General features: G+C 72.1%; 21 protein-coding genes and 1 pseudogene. 6 read left to right on the forward strand and 16 right to left on the reverse strand.

The window, feature by feature from the left end:
- Positions 1 to 33: 33 nt before the first annotated feature.
- From ACIBJC_RS03140 to ACIBJC_RS03190, 11 genes are all read right to left on the reverse strand, one after another.
- Positions 34 to 1,149, reverse strand: coding sequence for a polyprenyl synthetase family protein (locus ACIBJC_RS03140; protein WP_399286951.1), 1,116 nt, complete (start codon positions 1,147 to 1,149; stop codon positions 34 to 36).
- Positions 1,146 to 2,534: a hydroxysqualene dehydroxylase HpnE gene (gene hpnE, locus ACIBJC_RS03145; protein WP_399286954.1), complete on the reverse strand. Its 1,389-nt coding sequence runs from the start codon at positions 2,532 to 2,534 to the stop codon at positions 1,146 to 1,148. Before hpnE ends, ACIBJC_RS03140 begins: the two co-directional genes overlap by 4 nt.
- A gap of 148 nt (positions 2,535 to 2,682) precedes the next feature.
- Entirely contained in the window at positions 2,683 to 3,633 is a 951-nt protein-coding gene (hpnD, locus tag ACIBJC_RS03150; protein ID WP_399286957.1) for a presqualene diphosphate synthase HpnD, read from the reverse strand.
- Positions 3,630 to 4,550, reverse strand: coding sequence for a squalene synthase HpnC (gene hpnC / locus ACIBJC_RS03155; RefSeq protein ID WP_399286959.1), 921 nt, complete (start codon positions 4,548 to 4,550; stop codon positions 3,630 to 3,632). Before hpnC ends, hpnD begins: the two co-directional genes overlap by 4 nt.
- Before the next feature lie 397 nt (positions 4,551 to 4,947).
- Complete coding sequence (locus tag ACIBJC_RS03160; protein WP_399286962.1) at positions 4,948 to 5,733, reverse strand: ABC transporter ATP-binding protein; 786 nt, start codon at positions 5,731 to 5,733, stop codon at positions 4,948 to 4,950.
- The gene (locus tag ACIBJC_RS03165) at positions 5,726 to 6,655 is read right to left on the reverse strand and encodes an ABC transporter permease (protein WP_329827657.1); all 930 of its coding nucleotides are present in this window, start codon (positions 6,653 to 6,655) and stop codon (positions 5,726 to 5,728) included. The genes ACIBJC_RS03160 and ACIBJC_RS03165 overlap by 8 nt, the downstream gene beginning before the upstream one ends.
- A gap of 98 nt (positions 6,656 to 6,753) precedes the next feature.
- Positions 6,754 to 7,659 carry a glycosyltransferase family 2 protein gene (locus ACIBJC_RS03170; protein ID WP_399286965.1) on the reverse strand — a complete coding sequence of 302 codons (906 nt, stop codon included), beginning with the start codon at positions 7,657 to 7,659 and terminating at the stop codon, positions 6,754 to 6,756.
- Positions 7,660 to 7,664: 5 nt separating this feature from the next.
- Positions 7,665 to 8,450: a CDP-alcohol phosphatidyltransferase family protein gene (locus tag ACIBJC_RS03175; RefSeq protein ID WP_399286967.1), complete on the reverse strand. Its 786-nt coding sequence runs from the start codon at positions 8,448 to 8,450 to the stop codon at positions 7,665 to 7,667.
- A complete protein-coding gene (locus ACIBJC_RS03180) occupies positions 8,428 to 9,489 on the reverse strand; it encodes an iron-containing alcohol dehydrogenase family protein (RefSeq protein WP_384917133.1) in 1,062 nt (353 codons plus the stop codon). The genes ACIBJC_RS03175 and ACIBJC_RS03180 overlap by 23 nt, the downstream gene beginning before the upstream one ends.
- Positions 9,477 to 10,226 carry a sugar phosphate nucleotidyltransferase gene (locus ACIBJC_RS03185; protein ID WP_399286971.1) on the reverse strand — a complete coding sequence of 250 codons (750 nt, stop codon included), beginning with the start codon at positions 10,224 to 10,226 and terminating at the stop codon, positions 9,477 to 9,479. Before ACIBJC_RS03185 ends, ACIBJC_RS03180 begins: the two co-directional genes overlap by 13 nt.
- Entirely contained in the window at positions 10,223 to 12,070 is a 1,848-nt protein-coding gene (locus ACIBJC_RS03190) for a DUF5941 domain-containing protein (RefSeq protein WP_399288085.1), read from the reverse strand. Before ACIBJC_RS03190 ends, ACIBJC_RS03185 begins: the two co-directional genes overlap by 4 nt.
- A 308-nt stretch (positions 12,071 to 12,378) precedes the next feature.
- On the opposite strand from ACIBJC_RS03190, the gene galE reads away from it, so the two are divergent.
- The 3 genes from galE to idi all read left to right on the forward strand — a co-directional run bounded on the left by galE (position 12,379) and on the right by idi (position 15,210).
- Positions 12,379 to 13,362, forward strand: coding sequence for a UDP-glucose 4-epimerase GalE (galE, locus tag ACIBJC_RS03195; RefSeq protein WP_399286974.1), 984 nt, complete (start codon positions 12,379 to 12,381; stop codon positions 13,360 to 13,362).
- 195 nt (positions 13,363 to 13,557) lie between these two features.
- A complete protein-coding gene (locus tag ACIBJC_RS03200) occupies positions 13,558 to 14,496 on the forward strand; it encodes a cation diffusion facilitator family transporter (RefSeq protein WP_399286977.1) in 939 nt (312 codons plus the stop codon).
- Positions 14,497 to 14,616: 120 nt separating this feature from the next.
- Positions 14,617 to 15,210, forward strand: coding sequence for an isopentenyl-diphosphate Delta-isomerase (gene idi / locus ACIBJC_RS03205; protein WP_399286980.1), 594 nt, complete (start codon positions 14,617 to 14,619; stop codon positions 15,208 to 15,210).
- A gap of 112 nt (positions 15,211 to 15,322) precedes the next feature.
- Here idi and ACIBJC_RS03210 read toward each other — a convergent pair.
- Positions 15,323 to 15,760, reverse strand: a pseudogene (locus ACIBJC_RS03210) (ATP-binding protein); the annotation flags it as partial.
- Between the two features lie 234 nt (positions 15,761 to 15,994).
- Here ACIBJC_RS03210 and ACIBJC_RS03215 point away from each other — a divergent pair.
- Positions 15,995 to 16,771 (forward strand): enoyl-CoA hydratase/isomerase family protein, encoded by a 777-nt coding sequence (locus ACIBJC_RS03215; protein WP_399286983.1) that lies wholly within the window; start codon positions 15,995 to 15,997, stop codon positions 16,769 to 16,771.
- Here the strand turns inward: ACIBJC_RS03215 and ACIBJC_RS03220 are convergent.
- Together ACIBJC_RS03220 and ACIBJC_RS03225 are read right to left on the reverse strand one after the other, a co-directional pair.
- The gene (locus tag ACIBJC_RS03220) at positions 16,749 to 17,393 is read right to left on the reverse strand and encodes a DJ-1/PfpI family protein (protein ID WP_399286986.1); all 645 of its coding nucleotides are present in this window, start codon (positions 17,391 to 17,393) and stop codon (positions 16,749 to 16,751) included. The genes ACIBJC_RS03215 and ACIBJC_RS03220 overlap by 23 nt on opposite strands.
- A gap of 38 nt (positions 17,394 to 17,431) precedes the next feature.
- Positions 17,432 to 18,397, reverse strand: a complete 966-nt coding sequence (locus tag ACIBJC_RS03225) for a GlxA family transcriptional regulator (RefSeq protein ID WP_399286988.1) — start codon at positions 18,395 to 18,397, stop codon at positions 17,432 to 17,434.
- Between the two features lie 189 nt (positions 18,398 to 18,586).
- Between ACIBJC_RS03225 and ACIBJC_RS03230 the strand changes: the two genes are divergently transcribed.
- Positions 18,587 to 21,004 (forward strand): Tex family protein, encoded by a 2,418-nt coding sequence (locus tag ACIBJC_RS03230; RefSeq protein ID WP_399286991.1) that lies wholly within the window; start codon positions 18,587 to 18,589, stop codon positions 21,002 to 21,004.
- A gap of 99 nt (positions 21,005 to 21,103) precedes the next feature.
- Here the strand turns inward: ACIBJC_RS03230 and ACIBJC_RS03235 are convergent, their stop codons facing one another.
- Positions 21,104 to 22,741 (reverse strand): ABC-F family ATP-binding cassette domain-containing protein, encoded by a 1,638-nt coding sequence (locus ACIBJC_RS03235; RefSeq protein ID WP_399286994.1) that lies wholly within the window; start codon positions 22,739 to 22,741, stop codon positions 21,104 to 21,106.
- A 185-nt stretch (positions 22,742 to 22,926) separates the two neighbouring features.
- On the opposite strand from ACIBJC_RS03235, the gene ACIBJC_RS03240 reads away from it, so the two are divergent.
- On the forward strand, positions 22,927 to 23,889 hold the full coding sequence (locus tag ACIBJC_RS03240; RefSeq protein WP_399286997.1) for an FAD-dependent oxidoreductase: 963 nt from the start codon (positions 22,927 to 22,929) through the stop codon (positions 23,887 to 23,889).
- A gap of 80 nt (positions 23,890 to 23,969) precedes the next feature.
- Here the strand turns inward: ACIBJC_RS03240 and ACIBJC_RS03245 are convergent, their stop codons facing one another.
- Positions 23,970 to 25,355: a M14 family metallocarboxypeptidase gene (locus ACIBJC_RS03245; protein WP_399286999.1), complete on the reverse strand. Its 1,386-nt coding sequence runs from the start codon at positions 25,353 to 25,355 to the stop codon at positions 23,970 to 23,972.
- Positions 25,356 to 25,362: the final 7 nt, after the last annotated feature.

Raw genomic sequence — 25,362 nt, forward strand, 5'->3', positions numbered from 1 at the left:
CAGGACGGCGACGCGGTTATATGGGAATGGTGATCATCTCTTTCGTACGACGACGAAGTCCGCGAGCGCGACGAGCTGCGCGCGGATCCTTTCCGGCATGTCCACGTGGTCCAGGGCCTCGATGGCGATGGCGTGCTGCCTGTGGGCCTCCTGGGAGGCCCACTCCCGGCCGCCCGCCTCCTCGATGAGCGCCGCCCTGGTCGCGAATTCCTCCTCCGAGAAGCTCTCGAAGTCGCTGCTCTTGGCGTCGGCGGCGAGCAGTTCGCCGAGTCGCTGCGAGGCCGGTCCGCCCGCGGCGAGCGCGGCGACGACCGGCAGGGACTTCTTGCGCTGGCGCAGATCGCTCCAGGTCTGCTTCCCGGTGGCCTCCGGGTCGCCCCAGATGCCGAGCAGGTCGTCGACGGCCTGGAAGGCGAGTCCGAGGTGGTGTCCGTACGACTCCAGGGTGTCGGCCGTACGGTCGTCGGCGCCGCCGAGGACGGCGCCGATGGAGGCGGCGCAGGCGAGCAGGGCGCCGGTCTTGTTGCCCTCCATCTCCAGACACTCCTCGACGGTGACCCGCTCGCGGTGCTCGTAGGAGATGTCCTGGGCCTGACCGTCGATCAGCTTGCGGGTGGCGGTGGTCAGCCGGCGGGTGGCGCGGCCCGCCTCGACCGTGCCGAGCTCCAGCAGCACCTCGTTGGCGAGCACGAACAGGGCGTCACCGACGAGGATGGCCTGCGCGGGGCCGTGCACCTTCCATACGGTGTCGCGGTGGCGGCGCTGCTCGTCGCCGTCCATCAGGTCGTCGTGCAGCAGCGAGAAGTTGTGGACCAGTTCCACGGCGACGGCGCCGGGGACGCCCTTCTCGGGGGCGGCGCCGGCCGCCTCCGCGGAGAGCAGGGCGAGCGCCGGGCGGATGGCCTTGCCGCCGTCGCCGTCGGCGGGGCGGCCCTCGGCGTCGATCCAGCCGAAGTGGTAGGCGGCGACGGTGTCCATGGGCGTGGCCAGCCGGTCGACGGCGGCGCGCAGGACGGGCGTGGACAGAGTCCGTCCCCGCTCCAGCAGCGCGTAGACGTCCGCGGTGTCGACAACCGGGTTGGCCGGGGGCACAGTCGGCACGGTCTCTCCTCTTGTTCCAGTACTCGTCGGTGCGGTACTCGGGCTCATTCCGCCTCCTGCGAGGGGGGTTGACGGCGGTGGCCGAGTGCGGAGAGTGCGGCGCCCGCGGCGTCGAATCCGCTCCGCACCGCGCCCTCCATCGTGGCGGGCCAGCCGGTGGCGGTCCACGCGCCGGCCAGGAAGAGACCGGGGGCGCGGGTACGGGCCCCCGGGCGCAGCCGGCCCACGCCGGGGGCGGGAGCGAAGGTCGCCGTCCGCTCCCGGGTGACGAAGAAGTCCCGTACCTCCGCGCCGCGCGCGGCGGGCAGGAGCCGTTCCAGTTCGGGGAGGTAGCGCTCGCGCAGCTCCGGGACGGGGGTGTCGATCTCGTCCTGGGCGGCGGACTGGGAGACCGCCAGGTACTGGCCGTCCGTCAGTCCCGAGGCGTGGCTGCGGTCGAAGACCCACTGGACGGGCGAGCCCAGCGCGGCGAAGAACGGGCGGCGCAGCACCCGGCGGCCGTACACGACATGGAGGTTGAGGATGGGCGCGGTGGCGATCTCCAGCAGCCGGTCGGGGGCGTCGAGCGCGCCCTCGGGCAGCAGGGCGTGGGTCTCGCGCTGGGGTACGGCGAGGACGACTGCGTCCGCGTCGAGCCGTTCGCCGTCCACGTCCACGTGCCAGCCGCTACCGTCGTCGGCGCGGGAGACCCCGCCGACCCGGGTGCGGACCTCGGTGCGTACGCCCGCCGAGTCCAGGGCCTTGCGGGCCAGGGTGTCGTGCAGGTCGCCGAGCGGGACCTGGGCCCAGCCGATGTCGGCGGCGCCGGGCTCGGAGAGCAGCCCGGTCTTGAAGACCATCGCGGCGAGCGCCAGGGAGGCGTTCGGCGCGGTGGCGTTGAGGGTGGCCACCCCGACGAGGTCCCAGAGGGCTTCGATCGTACGGGCCGACTGTCCGTGGCGGTGGAGCCAGGTGGCGAAGTCGGTGCCGTCCAGCGCGGGGTCCGTGAGGTCGAGCCGCTGGAGGGCGAACGCGGCGCGGGCCACGGAGGCGCGCTCGGCGAGCGAGAGGTGCGGGTACGCCGCGAGTCCGGGCGCGAGGTGCAGGGGGACGGGCAGGGCGGTGCGGCGGATCCGGCCGAGACGGGGCCGGTCCCCGCCGACATCCAGGACGGGTACGTCGAGGCGGTCCTGGAGGGGGGCGAGCTCGGCTCCGTCCACCCGGTCGAGGAACCAGCGGTACGCGGTGCAGCAGCGCAGGTAGACGTGCTGGCCGTTGTCGACGGTGAGGTCGCCTCGACGGAAGGAGAAGGCGAGTCCGCCGAGGCGCGGCCGGCCTTCGAGGAGGGTGACCCGTACCCCGGCGTCGGCGAGCTGGAGGGCGGCGGTGATGCCGGCGAGCCCGCCGCCGACCACCACGGCGCGGCGGGCCCGGCTTCCTTCGGCCGCTGTCATGCGTTCCCCCTTGTCGTCGGGCCCGTGGGGCGGTGCGGTGCCGCCGGGCCCTCCGTAGGCAGGGACGCGTCATGTCCACGTGAGGTTGAGCATCCTTCGTGCGGATATGCGTGCGAAGGAGCGGGGGCGACCGGTCTCGGCTCCCGCATCAGCCGCGCCTCCTGACGGCCTGCCGGGAGATGGTCCTGGCGTCGAGCCCGGAGAGCCCGCGCACGGCGACGTACGCCTTCTCGTGGCCGGGGAGCGAGACCCGGCCGCGGAGCACGGCCTCGGGGTCGCGCTCGATGCGGTCGAGCAGCCGGCGGTAGATACCGGCCATGGCGGCGACGCAGGCACCGCTGCGCCGGTCGAGCAGGGGCAGCAGCCGGTAGCCCTCGGCGAAGAGCGCGCGGGCGCGGCGGACCTCGAAGTGGACCAGTCCGGCGAAGTCGGCGCCCGGGGCCGGGGACGCGCTGTGGAACCCGGCGGAGCAGCCGAACTTGGCGAGGTCGTCGGCGGGCAGGTACGTACGGCCGTTGGCGGCGTCCTCGCGGACGTCGCGGAGGATGTTGGTGAGCTGGAGGGCGAGCCCCAGCGTGTCGGCGTACTCGGCGGCGCGCTCGGCCCCGGGGGCGCCGGGGGCGGTGCCGAAGATGCCGAGGGAGACCCGGCCGATGGCGCCCGCGACACACCGGCAGTAGACCTTGAGGTCGTCCCAGGTCTCGTACGTGTCGCCCCTGACGTCCATCAGGACGCCGTCGATCAGCTCGTCGAGCCCGTCGAGGGGCACCGGGAAGCGGCGCGCCGCGTCCGCGACGGCGACCGCCACGGGGTCGGTGTCGTCCTCGTCCACCTCGCCCGCCCTGACCCGGTCCAGCAGCGCCCGGGTCTCTTCGAGCCGGGTCTGCTTGACCTTGGGCGCGAGCGTGCCGTCGCCGATGTCGTCCACTCTCCGGGAGAGGGCGTACATCGCGGACATGGCCTGCCGCTTGTCGGTCGGCAGCAGCCTGATGCCGTAGGCGAAATTACGGGCCTGCTGCCCGGTGACGGCCTCGCAGTAGCTGTAGGCCGCCAGTACCGGCGCGGACATGGGCGTCTGTCCCTCCACGTTCCGGCTCACCCCTCTCTGTGCGCACTTCGCAAGACAGCTCCCACTTCACGCAGCAGACGTGGCTTGGTGGGTTTGGGCGGCCCGGGGAGCACATCGTGCCCGGCCGCCGCGATCGAAGCGAGGGCGGCGCGCCCTCCCGCCACAAATCCGGCGAGGAGGAGACGGAGCCTGCCGTGGACGCTGCCCACCAGGGCGGTGCCTTCGTCCAGCAGCAGCCGGGCGCGTTCGGCCTCGTGGGCGACCAGGGAGCGTACGGAGGCGTTCGCGGTGGGAGCGGCCAGGTCCGCCTCGGTGACATGGAAGCGCTTCATGTCCTCGGCGGGGAGGTAGATCCGGTCGCGGCCGAGGTCCTCGGTCACGTCCTGGAGGTGTTCGACGATCTGGAGCGCCGTGCAGACGGCGTCGGAGCGGCGCAGCCGCTCGGGGCTCGCGGTGCCGGTGATCCCGAGGACGAGGCGGCCGACCGGGTTGGCGGAGAGCTCGCAGTAGGCGAGCAGGTCGTCGTAGGTCTCGTACCGCCGCACCACCTGGTCCTGGCGGTTGGCCCCGATGAGTCCGAGGAACGGCTCGGGGGGCAGTGAGCGGCGCCGTACGGTCGGGGCCAGGGCGCGCAGCAGCGGATGGCCGGGGGCGGGGCCGTGGAGGTCGAAGACCCGCCGCAGGTCGGTCTCGAAGGCGTCGAGCACGGCGGTCCTGTCGTCGGCGAGGCCGGGGGCGACGCCCAGGTGGCGGGCGTCGGCGCCGCCGGGGGCGAGATCGCCGTCACCGATGTCGTCGACGAGGCGGGCGTACCCGTACACCGCCATCAGGTCGTCGCGCCAGGCGCGCGGCAGGAAGAAGGGGGCCACGGGGAAGTTCTCGTCCGCGGCCTTGTCGAGCGTGGTGCGCGAGGAGTGGTCGGGGCGCACATCCGGGGTGCCCGTCACTGCGCGCTACCCGTTACGGGGACGGCGGAATCCTCGCGGAGCTGGAGATTTTCCGTCATTGCCGTCACATCTCCCGTTCTACACTGCCGACCCAATACATCCCATTTCGGACACGCCGCCCGTCCCTCCGAGTAAAGGAGGCCCGCTGGCAGCCGGGTCGCCCGTGGGTATCGCCCCACTTGCCGCGAATCGGCCCGGCCCAGCTTACGTTGTACAAGCAAGAGGAACACGTCGGGGTGTCAGTCGCATGACGAGAACGCGGCATTACCTGCCAACCTTCCCCCGACCCACCGGACTTGACCGATCCTTGACCAACGATGATCGGTTCGTATCATGCCAACGCCCCCGTCCGATCGCTCCGGCGGGGGCGTTGGTCAGTCTCTCGGGCGTCCCGGGCCTACCTGCCGGTCTCCTTCTCGTAGGCCTTGATGACCTCGTCGGTAGGACCGTCCATCAGCAGCTCGCCCTTCTCCAGCCACAGCACGCGGTCGCAGGTGTCCCTGATCGACTTGTTGCTGTGACTGACCAGGAAGACCGTGCCGGCCTCCTTGCGCAGCTCGCGGATCCGCTGCTCGGAACGGATCTGGAACTTGCGGTCGCCGGTGGCCAGGGCCTCGTCGATCATCAGCACGTCATGGTCCTTGGCGGCGGCGATGGAGAACCGGAGCCGGGCGGCCATGCCCGAGGAGTACGTGCGCATCGGGAGCGTGATGAAGTCGCCCTTCTCGTTGATGCCGGAGAAGTCGACGATCGACTGGTACCGCTCCCGGATCTGCTCGCGCGACATCCCCATGGCGAGACCGCCGAGGATGACGTTGCGTTCGCCGGTCAGGTCGTTCATCAGCGCGGCGTTGACGCCCAGCAGGGACGGCTGGCCGTCGGTGTAGACCTTGCCGCTCTCGGCGGGCAGCAGCCCCGCGATGGCGCGCAGCAGGGTCGACTTGCCGGAGCCGTTGGTGCCGATCAGGCCGATCGCCTCGCCGCGGTACGCGGTGAAGGTGACGCCCCGCACGGCATGGACCTTGCGGACGCCTCGCGACTCCCCCTTCTCGCGGCGGAGTATGCGGCTCAGGGCCGCGGTCGCGCTGCCCTTGCCGCCGCCACCGCCGTTGACGCGGTACACGATGTGCACGTCGTCGGCGATGACCGTGGGGACGCGTCCCTGCTTGTTGTCCTCAGCCACGGCCGTACCGCTCCTCAGCCTTCCAGAAGTACACAAACCCGACGACGCCCATCAGCACGGACCAGGCCAGCGCGACGAGCCAGACGTGCGCGGGCAGATTCTCCGAGCCGTACCCGTCGATCAGCGCGAACCGGACCAGATCCATGTAGATCGCGGCCGGGTTGTACTGGAGCACGTCGGCGATCCAGCTCGGCTTGTCCTTGAGCATGATCGGGATCGAGAACATCACACCCGACGCGTACATCCACGTGCGCATCACGAACGGCATGAGCTGGGCGAGGTCGGGCGTCTTGCTGCCCAGCCGCGCCATGATCAGCGCCAGGCCGGTGTTGAAGAGGAACTGGAGCGCCAGGGCGGGCAGGACCAGCAGCCAGCTCAGACTCGGGTAACTGCCGAAGATGACCGCCACGGTGACCAGCACGACCATGGAGAACAGGAGTTGCTGAAGCTGCTGGAGGGAGAAGGAGACCGGCAGCGAAGCCCGGGGGAAGTGCAGGGCCCGGACGAGCCCCAGATTCCCGGAGATGGCGCGGACCCCGGCCATCACCGAACTCTGGGTGAACGTGAAGACGAAGACGCCGGTGACCAGGAACGGGACGAAGACCTCCTGCGGGATGCCCCGCTTGGTCTGGAGGATCAGCCCGAAGATCAGGTAATAGACAGCGGCGTTCAGCAGGGGGGTCGCCACCTGCCAGAGCTGCCCCAGCTTCGCCTGGCTGTACTGGGCCGTGAGCTTCGCCTGGGAGAAGGCCAGGATGAAGTGCCGACGGCCCCAGAGCTGGCGGACGTAGTCGCGCAGCCCTGGCCGGGCACCGCTCACCGACAGGCCGTACTTGGCGGCGAGCTCCGCCGCGGACAGACCGTCGTCGGGCGACGGGGGGGCGCTCACAGCGATCGCACCCTCATGGGTTGTGTCACTCACAAGTTGAAACTTTCGTCTTCAAGATGCGCAGCCGGTCGGGCACAGGCGCGGACGGCCAGGCCCCGGAAGTAAACCCGATGCTCTCAGAACTGAGCTTGTCAGATGACAGGCGGTCGGCCCAGCCGGGTCAGCCGCCATACCGTACGCCACTTCATCGGGCGCCGCGGACCACACGGTGTGGCCCAGCCTTCCCGGAACCCCCCGAACCATGCCTTCAGGGCGGGCCCTGACGGGCGGCGTACCAGGGTGAGCAGCAGCCAGACGCCGAGATAGAGAGGGACAACGGGGGCAGGGAGGTTACGGCGGGCCAGCCACACCCGGTTCCTGGCCACCATGCGGTGGTAGACCGCGTGCCGGGACGGCGGCATCGTCGGGTGGTTCAGCACCATGTCGGCGCGGTAGTCGATCATCCACCCCGCGTCCAGGGCCCGCCAGGCGAGGTCGGTCTCCTCGTGGGCGTAGAAGAAGTGCTCCGGCAGCGGGCCGACCTCCGCGAGGACCTTCGTCCGTACGGCGCTGGCGCCGCCGAGGAAGGTCGTCACGCGGGAGGAGCGCATCGGGTCCGAGGCACGCAGCCGGGGCACGTGCCGGCGCTGGGTGAGCCCGGTCTCCGGGTCGGTGATCCGGAAGCTGACGATGCCGAGGACGGGGTCGGCGGCGAAGGCGTCGCGGATCAGCGCGGCCGTGTCGGTCCGGGGAAGCAGCCCGTCGTCGTCCAGGAAGAGCACGACGTCCACCTCGGAGGCCGCGGCCCCGAACGCCTCGATGCCGACGTTGCGGCCGCCGGGGATGCCGAGGTTCTCCGGCACCTCCACGGTCCGTACGCCGGGCGGAACGGCGCCCACCGGGGCGCCGTTCCCGACCACGACGATCTCGACCGGGTCGCCGTCCTGACGGACCACGGAGTCGAGCAGCGCACGCAGATCGTCAGGGCGGTCACCCATCGTGATGATCACCGCGCCGAGGGTCTGTCCGGTGATCCGCCGGACAGGCCCTGGCCGCATGTCAGTCACCTCAGCCTGCTGGACGCCAGGATGGAGACCAGGTGGAGCAGGGTCTGGAGGAGGGCGATCCCGGCGAGGACCGCGATCCCGAGCCGGCTGAAGAACAGGTCGCCGTTGACCTGGTCGAGGATCGCCACCACGAGGATGAAGAGGCTGGCCTCGATGCCGCCGACGAGCCGGTGGAACTTGAGCATGGCGGCGGCCCGGCGGGCCAGCGCGAGGCCGGAGGAGCGCGGCACGGACGCCTCGTCCTTGACGGCGGGCAGTCCGCTGCGCTGCCTGGCCACGTCCACCAGGTCGGTCTCGGCCTTGATCAGGATCGCGCCGAGCGCGGCGAGCGTGCCGAGGAAGGCCCACAGCCAGTTGGTGGAGGTGCCGTTCTGGTGGAACACGTCGGCGCCGCGCACCCCGAAGCCGACCAGCAGCGCGGCCTCGCAGAGGTAGTGGCCGATGCGGTCGAGGTAGACGCCGGTGATGGAGGTCTGCCCCCGCCAGCGGGCCACCTCGCCGTCGACACAGTCGAGCAGCAGATAGATCTGGAAGAGGACGACCGCGAGGATCGCGCCCGGCAGTCCGGGCAGCAGCAGCGCGGCGCCACCCGCGATCCCCACGACCACCATGAGGTAGGTGAGCTGGTTGGGCGTGATCCGGGTGTTCACCAGGTACGGGTCGATGTGCAGCGAGATTTCCCGCATGTACAGACGTCCGGCCCAGTGCTCACCACTGCGCCGGTCCTTCACTCCTTCCGGGTGGACGACCGGGCGGAGTTCAGCTACTGAGGGTCGAGGCATAGTCGGCGTACGCGTCCCTGATCTGGTCGGTGGAGAGGTCGAGGTGCTCAAGGATGGTGAAACGGCCCGGTCTGGTCTGCGGCGCGTAGGCGACGGCCCGTACGAACTCGTCGACGGTGAAGCCGATCTCCTCGGGCAGCACGGGCAGCCCGTGGCGCCGCAGCACCTCGGTGAAGAGCAGTGATTCCTCTTCGGCGCCGCGCAGCCGCATGGCGAAGGCGGCACCGAAGCCGACCTGTTCGCCGTGGAGCGCGGAGCGCCCCGGGTAGAGGAGGTCGAAGGCGTGGCTGATCTCGTGGCAGGCGCCGGACGAGGGACGGGTGTCCCCGCTGATCGACATCGCGATGCCGGAGAGGACCAGCGCCTCGGCGAGCACGGTGAGGAACTCGTCGTCGCCGACCCCGCCGGGGTGGCGCAGCACGGCTTCGCCCGCCGTACGGGCCATGGCGGCGGCCAGTCCGTCGACCGGCTCGCCGTTGACCCGGTGGGAGAGTTCCCAGTCCGCGATGGCCGAGATGTTGGAGACCGCGTCCCCGATGCCGGAGCGGACGAAGCGGACCGGCGCGTCCCGGATGACGTCGAGGTCGACGACCATGGCGATGGGCGTCGGGACACCGTACGAGCCGCGGCCGTTGTCGTTGTCGAGGATGGAGACGGGCGAGCAGATGCCGTCGTGCGAGAGGTTGGTGGCGACGGCCACCATGGGCAGCCCGACCCGGGCCGCCGCGTACTTCGCCACGTCGATGATCTTGCCGCCGCCGAGGCCCACCACCGCGTCGTACCGCTTGCCCTTGATGTCGTCGGCGAGCCTGACCGCCGAGTCGATCGTGCCGTCGGCCACGGCGTACCAGTCGGCGTCGGGGAGGACCGGAGCGAGCCTCTCGCGCAGCGCCTGGCCCGAGCCGCCGCTGACGGCGATCGAGAGCTTTCCCGAGCTGGAGATCCGCTGGTCGGCGAGGAGCCCGGCGAGATCGTCCATGGCGCCGGGCCTGATGTCCACGACGACCGGTGACGGGATGAGCCGGGTCAGTACTGGCACGCGATCTCACGGCCCTTCGCGAGGTCGGCGTGGTTGTCGATCTCGACCCAGGGGATGTCGCCGATGGGAGCGACGTCGAGGGTGAAGCCGCGGTTCACCAGCTCCTGGTAGCCGTCCTCGTAGTAGAGGTCGGGGTCCTTCTCGAAGGTGGCCTTGAGCGCGTCCGCGAGATCGGCGGCGGCCTCGGGCTCGATCAGGGTGACCCCGATGTACTCGCCGGTGGCGGTGGCCGGGTCCATCAGCTTGGTGATCCGGCGTACGCCCCGGTCGCCGTCGGTGATGACCTTCATCTCCTCGTCGGCGAGGGACTTGACCGTGTCGAGGGCGAGGATGATCCGGCGGCCCTCGCCGCGCGCGGCGAGGAGCGTCTTCTCGACGGAGACGGGGTGGACGGTGTCGCCGTTGGCCAGGATCACGCCGCGCGCCAGGATGTCCCGGGCGCACCAGAGGGAGTAGGCGTTGTTCCACTCCTCGGCCTTGTCGTTGTCGACCAGGGTGAGCCGGAGGCCGTACTTCTCCTCCAGGGCGGCCTTGCGCTCGTACACGGCCTCCTTGCGGTAGCCGACGACGATCGCGGCCTCGGTCAGTCCGACCTCGGCGAAGTTGCCCAGGGTCAGGTCGAGGACGGTGGTGGTGCCCTCCCCCGCCGGGTCGACCGGCACGAGGGCCTTGGGCAGCGTGTCGGTGTAGGGGCGCAGACGCCGTCCTGCTCCGGCTGCGAGTACGAGGCCGATCATGCGGGTTCTCCTTCGTCGTGTACGGCGGGGGCTCCGGAGGACACCCAGAACCGGATGGACTCCACGAGCGCGATCAGCGCCACGGCGACGGCGAGCACCGTCAGTTCCAGCGGGAAGTCGAAGGCGCGGGTGGAGAAGGCGGCGCACAGGGCGACCAGCAGCGTGCGGCCCTCGTGTCCGCCGAGCGCCCGGACGAGCCCTCGGGGCGGGGCGCCGGTGCCGCCGCGGATGCGGTACACCGAGTCGTAGTGATGGTAGGCGACGGCCGCCACCAGCCCGAACGCCGCCGGCAGGGCGCCGGGGGCGTCGGCGCGGGCGGCGAGCACCAGTACGGTGCCGTACTCGGCCGCCCGGAAGACCGGCGGTATGAGCCAGTCGAGTGCGCCGCCCATCCGGCGGGCGACGGCGAACCCCGAGGTCAGGACGTACACCAGGGCGCTGCCGATGAGCACAGCGCCGTCGAAGGACCCGTTGTCGGGCCCCGGGATCCCCAGCGGGCCGAAGGCCGCCGCGGCGACGACCGTGACACCGCCCACGAGGGCGATCAGGAAGGGCAGGATCCCCGGGAGCGCGCGGGCCGGGCGGCGCAGCACACGGGCGACGAGTTCGGCGAGCGGTCCCGAGTCGGCGAGGTCCGCGAGCGCACCGGCGGCCCGGTCGGTCCGCACGGCCTTGCGGGTCACGGAGCGCAGGACGCGTCCCGCGGTGGTGTAGCAGGCGGCGAAGCCGCAGCCGACGAGGAGCGCGTAGAAGACGATCCGGGGCGTGGTCAGGGCGGTCAGCACGGCGATCATCGCCCAGCGCTCACCGATCGGCAGCACGATCATGCGGCGTACCCAGACCGTCCAGCCGACGCTGTCGAGCCTGCTGGAGAGCGCGGCGGTGGGGGTGCCGACGACGGCCTTGCCGCCGCCCTTCACCGCCTCACTGTCGACATTTGCCTCGTTGAAGGAGAAGTCCACCACATGGCGGCAGGTCTGGAGGACCATCGCGCCGAGCGCGAGCGCCCAGACGTCATCGCCGCCACGGGCCGCGCCGAGGGCGAGCCCCGCGTAATAGGCGTACTCCTTGGCGCGGTCGAAGGTCGCGTCGAGCCAGGCGCCCATCGTGGAGTACTGGAGCGAGTAGCGGGCGAGTTGCCCGTCGGTGCAGTCCAGGACGAAGGAGAAGAGCAGCAGCGCCCCGGCGGCGACATAGCCGCCGCGGGTGCCGGTGGCCGCGCAGGCCGCCGCGATCAGGGCGGTGACCAGCGAGGCGGTGGTGACCTGGTTGGGGGTCAGGCCGCGGCGGGCGCACCAGCGCGCGAGATAACGGGAGTAGGGGCTGATGCAGTACGTGGTGAAGAAGCCGTCGCGGGCCTTCACCGCGGAGCGCAGCCGTACGGCCTCGTCGTCGACGGCAGCGACGGCCGCCTCGGCCCGCTCGCGGGCGGGCGCGTCGGCGGGTACGACGGCGACGAGCGACCCCAGCTCGGGGCGGGTGACGGCGGTGCCCCCGGCGTCGAGCGCGGTGGCGACCCGGTCGGTCAGGGACACGTCGCCCTCCACCTCCACGGCCGTGAGCGCGCTCAGCAGCGCTCCCCGGGCCGCGGGCTGGGCGGTGAGCGCCCCGGGGGCCGCGGCGGCGGGGAAGCGCGGGTCGGTCAGGGCCAGGCGCAGGGCGTGGACGTGGCCGACGAAGCGGGCGTCGACGAGTGCGACGCGCTCGGACGCGGGGGCCTCGGCGAGCAGGCTCCGGGCCTCCTCGGCGCCGGGCGCGGTCCGTACGTCGAAGCCCAGGGACCGCAGATCGCCTTCGAGCGGCGATCCGGGTACCGGAGCACCGGTGAGGATGGCGGTCGACAGACGAACTCACTCCTTGACGCTGACAGGGCTGGGTGCGCGGCGGCAGGCCCCGGGATCCGGGGGGCGGCACGTCGGCAGAGGCTATCGGATGAACGAAAGGGCGAGTTCATCGCCCGTTTACGCCCTGTTCCGTACGGGACGGATGTCCCGGACACCCTCATCGGGGCCGGGAGCGGCCATGCGGAGATCATCATTGTCGATCCGGGGGCCGCCCCACAAACCGTGCCTCCGGGGAGCACCGGAGGAAGCACCGGGCGGCGACGGGGACAGGGCCCGGCGACGAGTGGGACAGGGCCTAGGGTGACGGCATGACATGGCTGATCACAGGCGGAGCGGGATATATCGGCGCACATGTGGTGCGTTCCCTGACGGCGGCGGGGGAACCGGTCGTCGTGCTGGACGATCTGTCGAGCGGCTTCGCCGAACGGCTCCCGGAAGGGATCCCGCTGGTCCGGGCGTCGCTGCTGGACCGGGAGACCGTCGACCGGGTCCTGGCGGAGCACGAGGTCACCGGTGTGATCCATCTCGCGGCGAAGAAGCAGGTCGGCCAGTCCGTCGAACAACCGCTGACGTACTACCGGGAGAATCTGCACGGGCTCACGGTGCTGCTGGACGCCGTCGTGGCGGCGAGGGTGCGGCGCTTCCTCTTCTCCTCCTCAGCAGCCGTGTACGGGGTGCCCGATGTGGAGTTGATCACCGAGCGCACGCCCGCCGTCCCGATCAATCCGTACGGCGAGACCAAGCTCGCGGGCGAGTGGCTGGTCCGGGCGGCCGGCAAGGCGCACGGAATCTCCACGGGTTGCCTGCGGTACTTCAACGTGGCGGGCGCGGCCCTGCCCGAGCTGTCGGACATCGGGGTGTTCAACATCATCCCGATGTTCTTCGACCGGATCAGCCGGGGCGAGGCGCCGCGGATCTTCGGCGCGGACTACCCGACGCCGGACGGCACCTGTGTCCGTGACTACATCCATGTCGCCGATCTCGCCGAGGCCCATCTCGCCGCCGCGCGCCATCTGACCGGGCACCCCGGCGGCCAGGACCTGACGGTGAACATCGGCCGCGGGGAGGGCGTCTCGGTGCGCGAGCTGGCCGATCTGGTGGCGGAGGTCACCGGGGACCGTACGGAGCCGGTGACCGAGGCCCGCCGCCCCGGGGACGCCGCGCGGGCGGTCGCCTCGGTCGAGCTGGCCACCCGGGAGCTGGGGTGGACGGCGACCCGCGACGTACGCGCGATGGTCGGGTCGGCGTGGGCGGGCTGGCGACTGCACCACCCGGTGGCCCCGATCGGGTGATCCGGTCGTCATCCTGGATGATCTCGTCGTCTCGGACGATCCTGCGGTCATCGCATCGCGCACCGCTCTGACCTGGCATCATTTCCGCAGGTCAGAGCATATGACAACGGTGTTCACTGCCGTGTTGCCGGATACCCCCCACCCGTAGTTCACTGACGTGGTCAGCACTCGTCCAGACGACCGGGAGGCGTCCTCATGGGGGCAGGGCACAACCACGGGCACAGCCACGGAGGACCGCCGGCGGGCACCGCGACCGCGGCCTACCGCGGCAGGCTGCGGATCGCGCTGGGGATCACGCTCTCCGTGATGGTGGTGGAGATCATCGGCGGCATCGTCTCCGACTCCCTCGCCCTGATCGCCGACGCGGCCCACATGGCGACGGACGCGGTGGGGCTCGGCATGGCCCTGCTGGCGATCCACTTCGCGGCCAGACCCGCCGACGAGAGCCGCACCTTCGGTTACGCGCGGGCCGAGATCCTCGCCGCCCTCGCCAACTGTCTGCTGCTGCTCGGCGTCGGCGGCTATCTGCTCTACGAGGCCGTCGAACGCTTCATCACGCCGCCCGAGACCAGAGGCGGGCTGACGATCGTCTTCGCCCTGATCGGCATGGCCGCCAACCTCGTCTCCCTCTCGCTGCTGACGCGGGGGCAGAGCGAGAGCCTCAATGTGCGCGGCGCGTATCTGGAGGTCCTCGCGGACACGCTCGGTTCGTTCGCCGTGCTGGTCTCCGCCGGGATCATCCTGGCCACCGGGTGGCAGCTCGCCGACCCGATCGCGGGGCTGCTCATCGGGCTCATGATCGTTCCACGTACGGTGAAACTGCTGCGGGAGACGTTGAACGTCCTGCTGGAAGCGGCACCCAAGGATGTGGACATGAGTGAGGTACGCGCACACATGCTCGCCCTGCCCGGGGTGGCGGACGTCCATGACCTCCATGCCTGGACGATCACGTCCGGGATGCCGGTCCTCTCCGCGCACGTGGTGGTGGACCAGGACGCGCTGGACGCGGTGGGGCACGAGAAGATGCTCCATGACCTGCAAGGATGCCTCGGCCATCACTTCGACGTCGAACACTGCACCTTCCAGCTCGAACCCCGGGGGCACGCCGAGCACGAGGCGAAGCTCTGCCACTGAGCCGTCCGCCGCTCACACCGTGGGGCGTGGCATGGAACGGACATGCCACGCTCCCGGAGTGCGGACACGGGACCTTCGTGCGGCAGACTTGGCAACCGAGGCCCGAAGCGAAGGATGGTTATGCCGACCACACCAGTCACCGCGGCGAACAGCCCGTCGACCGCCGCACAAGAAACGATCATGCTGGAACTGGTAGACGAGGACGGCAACACCATCGGCACGGCCGAAAAGCTCTCGGCCCACCAGCCACCAGGACAGTTGCACCGGGCGTTCTCCGTCTTCCTCTTCGACGAGCGGGGGCGGCTGCTGATCCAGCGCCGCGCGCTGGGCAAGTACCACTCCCCCGGTGTCTGGTCGAACACCTGCTGCGGCCATCCGTACCCGGGCGAGGCGCCCTTCGCAGCGGCGGCCCGCCGTACCCACGAGGAGCTGGGCATCTCGCCCTCCCTGCTCGCGGAGGCCGGCACCGTGCGCTACAACCACCCGGACCCGGACTCGGGACTGGTCGAGCACGAGTACAACCACCTCTTCGTCGGGCTGGCGCAGTCCGCGCCACTGCCCGACCCGGAGGAGGTCTGCGAGACCGTCTTCGTCACCCCGGCGGAGCTGACGGAGCGGCACAGCGCGGCGCCGTTCTCCGCCTGGTTCATGACCGTGCTGGACGCCGCGCGTCCGGCGGTACGGGAGCTCACGGGGCCGGCCGCGGGCTGGTGACACCGCCGGGCCCGGCCGGATCCGTCCGGCCCGCCCGGTCTCCAGGGTCTGCAGGGTCTCCAGGGGCGCCCTGGCCCTTCCGGTCCGCCGGGCCCGGCCGTCCCCCGTCGAAGGGGAGCACCGCCCAGACGATCTTCCCGCCCCCGGCGGTGTGCTCGGCGGCGCATCCCCCACCTGCCTCCCGGGTGATCTCCCGGACCAGCAGCAGCCCGCGCCCACCGGTCCTGGCATGGTCGGTCTCCAGCGCCGTGGGCCGGTAGGGATGGTTGTCCTCGACCGACACCCGGATCCAGCCGGCGCCGACGGCGACCTCCACGGCGATCTCGGGCGAGAGCAGGGCTGCGTGCCGTACGGCGTTGGTGACCAGCTCGGAGAGGACGAGCAGCACCCCGTGCACGGTGTCGCCCCTGACGGGCACCCGCTGCCGCACCAGCAGTTCGCGTACGGTGCGTCTGGCCCGGGGCACGGAGATGTCGAGCGCCGGGACGGTGAAGCGCCAGACCCCTTCGTACGACCGGGTCCTGACCGGAACACTTCCGCGGCTCTCCATTCCGTGGCTCCCACCTTCGGATCGACCGGTGCGCTCTCCGTCGCTCTTCATCGGTGACGAGTCTTGGCAAGGAAGCGACCCGCACCGGAATGCTGAACAAAAGTCAGCCCTACTTGGTGGAGTGCGATCACCTGAGAGCCGGAAAGCTGAACATGTGCGCGATCCTGATCGCTCGTTGTCGATCGAAGATCGGCTCGCGGCGCTCCAGGTGATCGCGGGGATAGCATCCGGCCCATGGAGCCCCAGCTTGTGCACACGGTCGAGGACGGCGTCGCGACCGTGGTGATCCACCACCCCGCCAAACGCAACGCGATGACGGCGCCGATGTGGCGTGAACTGCCGCCGCTGCTCGGGCGGCTGGCGGACGACCCCGCCGTCGGGGCACTGGTGCTGACCGGGGCGGGCGACACGTTCTGCGCGGGCGCCGACATCTCCTCCCTGCGGGGGCCGGGGCTGCCGGGCGGTCCTGGCCTGCCCGGCGAGGACCCGCAGGCGCTGGCCGTACGGGCCGAGGAGGCGCTGGCGGCCTTCCCCGTGCCGACGCTCGCCGCCGTACGCGGCCACTGCGTGGGCGGCGGCTGTCAGCTCGCCGCCGCGTGCGATCTGCGGTTCGCGGAGGCGGGCGCCTCGTTCGGGGTGACCCCGGCGCGGCTCGGGATCGTCTACCCGGAGTCCTCGACCCGGCGGCTGGCCGCGCTGGTGGGGCCCGCGACGGCCAAGTACCTGCTTTTTTCGGCCGAGTTGATCGACACGGAACGGGCCCTGCGCACCGGGCTCGTGGACGAGGTGCTGCCCGCCGGGCAGTTGGCCAAACGCGTCGCGGAGTTCACCCGGGTCCTGCTCTCCCGCTCGCGGCTGACGCAGGCGGCTGCCAAGGAGTTCGCCTCGGGCCGGGCCGGCCGCGCCCCGCACTGGGCGGAACAGGCGCGCGGCAGCGGCGACGCCGCGGAGGGCATCGCCGCCTTCCTGGAGCGCCGCGCGCCGGAGTTCACCTGGCCGGCCGGGCCGTGAAGCGGCTCCTGCCGCGCGCCTCCTCGACCAGGGCCGCGGGGGCCTTCTCCGGCGAGCCCGCGTCGTAGGGCGGCTGCGGGTCGTACTCCGTGATCAACTGGACGGACCGCGCGAACCGTTCGTCCACGAGCGAGCCGGCCAGGGTGAGCCCCATGTCGATCCCGGCGGAGACACCGGCCGCCGTCAGGTACTTCCCGTCGGTGACGACGCGTTCCCCGACGGGCTCGGCGCCGTACGCGCGCAGTGCGTCGAGGGCGAGCCAGTGGGAGGTGGCCCGGCGTCCCGTGAGCAGCCCGGCGGCGGCGAGCAGCAGGGAGCCGGTGCAGACGGAGGTGGTCCAGGCGGTGGTGGCGTCCACCGCGCGCAACCAGCCGAGCAGCGACTCGTTCGTCATCTGACCGCTCTGGCCGGGGCCGCCGGGCACGACGACCACGTCCGGGGCGGTGACCTCGGCGAGAGTCTTGCGCGCGACGAGCGAGAGCGATCCCGGCTCGTCGTGCACGGGTCCGGTGCGTTCGGCGACGAAGACGGTCTCGGCGCCGGGGACCCGGTGCAGGATCTCGTACGGGCCGACGGCGTCCAGCGCGGTGAAGCCGTCGAAGAGGAGGATGGCGATCTGCATGGGGGGCCGGCTTTCTTGGTCGACAGGTCTCGGACGGGTCAGGGCAGGGGGGCCGCGCGGAAGCGGCGGCGGTATTCGGCGGGGGCCGTGCCGAGGGTCTTCACGAAGGCGCGGCGCATGGCCTCCGGAGTGCCGTAGCCGCAGGAGCGGGAGATCGCCTCGACCCCGTCGGCGCTCTCCTCCAGCATCCGTCTGGCGTGTTCGAGCCGTACGCGCTCGACGTAACGGCCCGGCGTCGTGCCGGTCTCGGAGCGGAAGGCGCGGGCGAAGTGGCGCGGCGAGAGGCGGGCGCGTCCGGCCAGCGCCTCGACCGACAGATCGTCCCCGGGGTGCTCACCGATCCAGCTCTGCACCGCCAGCAGCGGGGCGCTCAGCGCGGTCCGGGCGGTCGGCTCCGCGCTGAACTGCGCCTGGTTGCCGGGGCGGCGCAGGAAGACCACGAGGTGGCGGGCGACGGAGAGCGCCACGTCGCGGCCGAGGTCCTCCTCGACGAGCGCGAGGGCGAGATCGATGCCGGAGGTGACCCCGGCGGAGGTGAAGATCTCCCCGTCGCGTACGTAGATCGGGTCCGGGTCGACGTCCACGGCCGGGTGGTTCCTGGCCAGGAGGTCGGTCGCGCCCCAGTGGGTGGTGGCGCGGCGCCCGTCGAGCAGCCCCGCCTCGGCGAGCAGCAGGGCGCCGGTGCAGACCGAGACCAGCCGCCGCGCGCGGGGCGCCCGCTCGCGCACCCAGTCGATCAGGCGCGGGTCGGGGCCACGGGTGCCCGCGCCGCCGGGCACCAGGAGGGTGTGCGGGTCGGGGGCTGCGGCGAGCGGGGTGTCCGGGACGAGGGTGAGCCCGCTGGAGGTGCGGACCGGCGCGCCGTCGAGCGTGGCCGTACGGATCCGGTACGCGGCGGGGTCGCCGGACGCGGTGTTCGCCGCGGCGAACACCTCCACGGGGCCTGTCACGTCGAGGCTCTGCACCTGGTCGAAGAGGACGACCAGGACGGATCGCTCTGTCATGGTGCTCATCCTTCGCCCGGGAGCGGATGTCCGCAATGACGAATACCCCGCCTTTACTGCCATCGCGGCTACGGCCGGTCCCGTGCCCGGGCCGCGCCCGCCGCCGTACGGCTGTTCCGGCCTGCCCGCCGATGTCCGTGCCACCTGCCACAATGCAGGCGCCGGACCACAGAACAGCGGAGCGTGATCGTGACGACGTCCATCGAAGGCAGGATCGCCGAGGAAATCGGCGTACGCGAGCGGCAGGTGAGGGCGGCCGTCGAGCTGCTCGACGGCGGATCGACGGTGCCGTTCATCGCGCGTTACCGCAAGGAGGCCACCGAATCGCTCGACGACGCGCAGCTCCGCACCCTGGAGGAGCGGCTGCGCTATCTGCGGGAGCTGGAGGAGCGGCGGACCGCGATCCTGGAGTCCGTGCGCGAGCAGGGCAAGCTGGACGACGCCCTGGAGGCGCGGATCAGGGCCGCCGACACCAAGGCGCGGCTGGAGGACATCTATCTGCCGTTCAAGCCCAAGCGGCGGACGAAGGCGCAGATCGCCCGCGAGGCCGGTCTTGAGCCCCTGGCCGAGGGCCTGCTGAGCGACCCCTCGGTGGAGCCGCTCGCCGCCGCCACCGCGTTCGTGGACGCCGACAAGGGCGTCGCGGACCCGGCCGCCGCGCTGGAGGGCGCGCGCGCCCTCCTCACGGAGCGGTTCTCGGAGGACGCCGATCTCATCGGTGAGCTGCGCGAGCGGATGTGGACACGGGGCCGGCTCGCGGCGAAGGTACGGGACGGCAAGGAGGAGGCGGGCGCCAAGTTCGCGGACTACTTCGAGTTCTCCGAGTCCTTCACGGAGCTGCCCTCGCACCGGGTGCTGGCGATGCTCCGCGGGGAGAAGGAGGATGTCCTCGATCTGGTCCTGGAGCCCGAGGAGCCCTCCGAGCTGCCGGGCCCGACCATGTACGAGAACATGATCGCGCGGCGCTTCGGCATCGCGGAGCGGGGCCGCCCCGGGGACAAGTGGCTCGGTGACACGGTCCGTTGGGCGTGGCGCACCCGGGTTCTGGTGCATCTCGGCATCGATCTGCGGCTGCGGCTGCGGACGGCCGCCGAGGACGAGGCGGTACGGGTCTTCGCGGCGAACCTCCGCGACCTGCTGCTGGCCGCGCCGGCCGGGACGCGCGCCACGCTGGGCCTCGACCCCGGGTTCCGTACGGGCGTGAAGGTCGCCGTGGTCGACGCGACGGGCAAGGTCGTCGCCATCGACACGATCTATCCGCATGTCCCCGCGAACAAGTGGGACGAGTCCCTCGCCAAGCTGGCGAAGCTGGCCGAGCGGCACTCGGTCGACCTGATCGCCATCGGCAACGGCACGGCGTCCCGTGAGACCGACAAGCTCGCCGCCGACCTGTGTGCCCGGCACCCGGAGCTGAAGCTCACGAAGGTGATGGTCTCCGAGGCGGGCGCCTCGGTGTACTCGGCGTCCGCGTTCGCCTCGCAGGAGCTGCCGGATCTCGACGTGTCGATCCGCGGCGCGGTCTCGATCGCGCGCCGGCTCCAGGACCCGCTCGCCGAACTGGTGAAGATCGACCCCAAGTCGATCGGCGTCGGCCAGTACCAGCACGACCTGTCCGAGGTGAAGCTGTCCCGCTCGCTCGACGCGGTCGTGGAGGACTGTGTGAACGGGGTGGGGGTGGACGTCAACACCGCGTCCGCACCGCTGCTCTCACGGGTGTCGGGGATCGGCGCGGGGCTCGCCGAGAACATCGTCGCCCACCGCGACGCGAACGGTCCCTTCCGGTCGCGGCGCGCGCTCAAGGACGTGGCCCGGCTCGGCCCGAAGGCGTACGAGCAGTGCGCGGGCTTCCTCCGTATCCTCGGCGGCGACGACCCGCTGGACGCGTCGAGCGTCCACCCCGAGGCGTACCCCGTGGTGCGGTCCATGGTGAAGTCGACGGGCGGCGAGGTCGCGTCGCTGATCGGGAACGGGTCCGTGCTGCGGTCGCTGCGGCCCGCCGACTTCGTGAACGACTCCTTCGGGCTGCCGACCGTGACGGACATCCTGCGCGAGCTGGAGAAGCCGGGACGGGACCCGCGGCCCGCGTTCCGGACGGCCACGTTCAAGGAGGGCGTCGAGAAGCTGGGCGACCTGGCGCCGGGCATGGTGCTGGAGGGCGTGGTCACGAATGTCGCGGCGTTCGGCGCGTTCGTGGACATCGGGGTGCATCAGGACGGGCTGGTCCATGTGTCCGCGATGTCCAAGAACTTCGTCAAGGACCCGCGTGAGGTGGTGAAGCCGGGCGACGTGGTCCGGGTGAAGGTGATGGACGTCGACATCCCGCGGAAGCGGATCTCCCTGACGCTGCGTCTGGACGACGAGGCGGGGGCCGCGAAGCCGGAGCGGGACCGGTCTGGAGGCGGCGGCCGGCCGCCGCAGCAGCGGCAGGGCAGGGGCGGCCGTGGCGAGCGCGGCGCCAAGAGCGCCGGCAGCAGGAGCGGCTCCGGCAGCAGGGGCGGCGGACGTCAGGCCGCGGCGCCGCCCCCGGCGAACAGCGCGATGGCGGACGCCCTGCGGCGGGCCGGGCTGACGGACCCGAAGGGCGGCGGGGGCGGCCGGCGGGGCTGACGCCCGGTGGGGTGCCGGCCGAGGCCGGACCGGCACCCCACCGCCGGGGTCGTAGCTCCGTACGGCCGGGGCCCGGCACCCCACGGCGGAGGTCCGCGGTCAGATCTCCGTGACGCGGCCCGCCGACACGTCGAGACGGCGTGTCGTGCGGACCGCGTTCAGCATCCTGCGGTCGTGCGTCACCAGCAGGAGGGTGCCGTCGTAGGAGTCCAGAGCCGACTCCAGTTGTTCGATCGCGGGCAGGTCGAGATGGTTCGTCGGCTCGTCCAGTACCAGGAGGTTCACACCCCGGCCCTGGAGGAGCGCGAGGGCCGCCCGGGTGCGTTCGCCCGGGGAGAGGGTCGTCGCGGGGCGCAGCAGATGGTCCGACTTGAGGCCGAACTTGGCGAGCAGCGTACGGATCTCGGCGGGTTCGGTGTCGGGGACGGCCGGGCGGAAGGCGTCCAGCAGGGTCCCGGGGCCGTGGAAGAGCGCGCGGGCCTGGTCGACCTCGCCGACGACCACGCCGGAGCCGAGGGTGGCGTGGCCCGTGTCCAGCGGCAGCCGGCCGAGGAGCGCGGCGAGCAGGGTGGACTTGCCGCTGCCGTTGACGCCGGTGATGGCGACGCGGTCGGCCCGGTCGACCTGGAGTGTGACGGGGCCGAAGCGGAAGCCGCCGCGGGTGACCTCGGCGCCGTTCAGGGTCGCGACGACCGCGCCGGAGCGGTCCGCCGAGGCGATCTCCATCCGCAGTTCCCACTCCTTGCGCGGCTCGTCGACCACGTCGAGGCGTTCGATCATCCGCTGCGTCTGGCGGGCCTTGGCGGCCTGCTTCTCGGTGGACTCCGTACGGAGGTTGCGGCCGATCTTGTCGTTGTCGGTCGCCTTGCGCCGGGCGTTCTTGACGCCCTTCTCCATCCAGGCGCGCTGGGTGTGGGCCCGTGTCTCCAGGGCCGACTTCCTGTCCGCGTACTCCTCGAACTCCTCGCGGGCGTGGCGCCGCGCCCGCTCGCGCTCCTCCAGATACGCCTCGTAGCCGCCGCCGAAGAGGGTGATCTTCTGCTGGGCCAGGTCGAGTTCGAGGACCTTGGTCACCGTACGGACGAGGAATTCGCGGTCGTGGCTGACGACGACCGTGCCGGCCCGCAGCCCGGTGACGAACTTCTCCAGGCGTTCGAGGCCGTCGAGGTCCAGGTCGTTGGTCGGCTCGTCCAGCAGGAAGACGTCGTACCGGGAGAGCAGCAGCGAGGCGAGGCTCGCGCGGGCGGCCTGGCCGCCGGAGAGGGAGGTCATGGGCTGGTCGAGTCCGACGGTCAGACCGAGCGAGGCGGCGGTCTCCTCGGCGCGCTCGTCGAGGTCGGCGCCGCCGAGGCCCAGCCAGCGCTCCAGGCCGGCGGCGTAGGCGTCGTCCGCGCCCGGCGCGCCGTCGACGAGCGCCTGCGTGGCCTCGTCCAGGGCGCTCTGCGCGGCGGTGACCCCGGTCCTGCGGCCCAGGAAGTCCCGTACGGTCTCCCCGGCGCGCCGCTCCGGCTCCTGCGGAAGGTGGCCGACGGCGGCGGTGGGCGGCGAGAGGCGCAGCTCCCCGTCCTCGGGCGTGTCGAGTCCGGCGAGCAGCCGGAGCAGGGTGGACTTCCCGGCGCCGTTGGCGCCCACGAGCCCGATCACGTCGCCGGGCGCGACGACGAGGTCGAGCCCGGAGAAGAGCGAGCGGTCGCCGTGCCCCGCGGCGAGGTTCTTGGCTACAAGTGTGGCAGTCATCAGAGCGTCCGATCGTAGCGGAGTGCCGGTCGTGGCAGACCCGCCGTCGCGGCTCGTGCAGGGCCGTCGCCGGGCGGCGCTCCCGCAGGTGGGGGCGGGGGAGCAGGGTCTCGCGGGCAACACGGCGCCGTCCAGCGGATATTGAAGGGGCCAAGGGCCCTTCTCCGGCCTTATAGGGTCGGTGCATGAGTGGCGGAACGTGCGATGTGGTCGTGGTCGGCGGTGGGGTCATCGGGCTGACGACGGCGGTGGTGCTGGCGGAGAGCGGCCGGCGGGTGGGGCTGTGGACCCGTGATCCGGTGGCCAGGACCACGTCGGCGGTGGCCGGGGCGCTCGTCTGGCCGTACCGCATCGAGCCGGCCCGGCAGGTCGGTCCCTGGCTGGAGCTGTCGCTGGAGCGGTACGAGGGGCTCGCGCGGGACGCGGAGCGTACGGGGGTACGGATCGTCCCGGGCCTGATGGCGCACACCCCGCTCGACGGGCTGGGGAGCTGGACGTCCCGGGTGCGGGGGCTGCGCGAGGCCCGCCCCGACGAGCTGCCCGAGGGGGTCGGCCAGGGGCTGCGGGCCGCGGTCCCGCTGATCGACATGCCGGTCTATCTGCGGTATCTGAAGGCGCGGCTGCGGGCGGCGGGCGGCACGGTCGAGCGGCGCTCGGTCACGGATTTCGGCGAACCGGCCGCCGTGGCGCCCGTGGTGGTGGACTGCACGGGGCTGGGCGCCCGGGAGCTGGTGCCGGACGTGTCGGTCCATCCGGTGCGCGGGCAGGTGGTGATCGTGGAGAACCCGGGGATCGAGGAGTGGTTCGTGGGCGCGCTGCCGGGCGCGAGCGAGATGACGTATGTGCTGCCGCAGCCGTACGGCGTGCTGCTCGGCGGGACGGCGACCGAGGGCTCCTGGGACCTGGGCCCCGACCAGGAGGAGGCCGACACCATCGTGGCGCACTGCGCGCGGGCCGTGCCCGCGCTGGCGGGCGCGCGGGTGCTGGAGCACCGGGTGGGGCTGCGGCCCGCCCGCCCCCGGGTGCGGCTGGAAGCCGTACCGCTGCCCGGCGGCGGGCGGCTGGTGCACAACTACGGGCACGGGGGCGCGGGCGTCACCGTGGCCTGGGGGTGCGCCGAGGAGGCCGCGGCGCTGGCCGTCGGCTGAGCGGGCCTGAACGGGAGCCGGAACCCGGGCCGGAGCCGGGGCCCGTGGCGCGCGGCGGGTCCGGCTCCCGGCTCAGGGGGTCAGCAGGCGGCGGGGGTGGCCGCGGTCAGGTGGTAGTCGGCCCGCCCGTCGAGGAGCAGCGCCGCCAGGGCACGCTGGGACTGGCGCAGGGGGACGAACGCGCCCTTCCCGGTGGGCAGCGCCACCACTGCGTGCAGCGCGAGTTCGTCCTTGACCTCCGCGTACTGCGCGGCGTCGAGCCGGTAGCCGCAGGGCGGGTCCTGGATGATCCGGTCGGGGGCCGCGGGCTCGTTGTCGGCGCCGCCGAGATGGATCGGGCCCCGGTCCTTCAGTCCGGCCACCCGGGCGGAGGCGGTGGCCGCCGCGATCCGCGCCCGGCGCTCGTCGGTGAAGGAGAACAGGCCGCCCAGGGAGTCGAGCTGGCTGGTCACCCGGCGCCGGTTGTTGAGGGACGGGTCGGCTTTCTCGGCGTCGGTCAGCGGGTTCACCCGGCTCTCGATGAGCAGGCTGACGGAATGCTTGACGCCCGCCGCGTTACGCAGGATGCGCTCCTGGCCGTCGCCCGCGGTCTGCCGGATGGGGTCGCCGGTCACCGGGTCGGTCCAGATCCCGTACGTGCCCGTGGAGTGGCCCGCGGCTTCGGCCGCGGGGCGTATGTACCGCTCGGACAGGCTCTGTGACGCGTCGTGGACACCGGGGGCGGTGTTGAGGTTGCGCGGCCAGAGGTCGAAGAGGTCCTTGTCGTAGTAGGGCGGGGTGGCGCCGTACTCGTGCAGGTCGTAGACGATGTCCGGGGTGCGGTCGCGGATGACGGCCGCCATGGCGCGGGCCTCGGCGGTGGCCAGCTCGATGTGGTCGCGGTTGATGTCGACGCCGTCGGAGTTGCCGCGGGTGTCGGCGGCCCGGCCGTCCGGGTTGGCGGTGGGCAGGACGAGGACGCTCGTACGGTCCAGGAAGCGCCGCGTCTCGCGGTCCTCGGCGTAGGCGAGGTCACGGACGGTGGTCAGGCACGCCTCGCGCCCCGACGGTTCGTTGCCGTGCTGGCTGCACACCAGGAGGACGGTGACGGGGGCGCGCCGGGCGCCGAGTTCGACGAGCTGGAGCGGGCGGCCCTGCTTGGTGGTGCCGATCGTGCGCAGGGAGACGCGGTCGCCGCCCCGGGCGACGGCGGAGAGGAACTCCCGTTCCTGGGGCTGGCTGGTCCAGTCGGCGCCGTCGCTGGTCTCGAAGCCCGTACGGGGCGCGGTGGAGGCGACCGAGGCGGAGGCGGTGGGTACGGCGTGCGCGGGGACGGTGGCCATCGGAAGGACCAGGGCCACCGAGGACGCCGCCAGGACGAGGGCGCGCAGCGCGACGACGCGGCGGAGCAGGGCGGCGCAGCGCGTACGGGGCAAGGAACGGGGCGTCGTCCGCGGGGCCGCCTGGGCGGCCGTCTTCATCTCCATCGTCGTC

The organism is Streptomyces sp. NPDC050509, from assembly GCF_044457965.1.
Classification (GTDB): domain Bacteria; phylum Actinomycetota; class Actinomycetes; order Streptomycetales; family Streptomycetaceae; genus Streptomyces.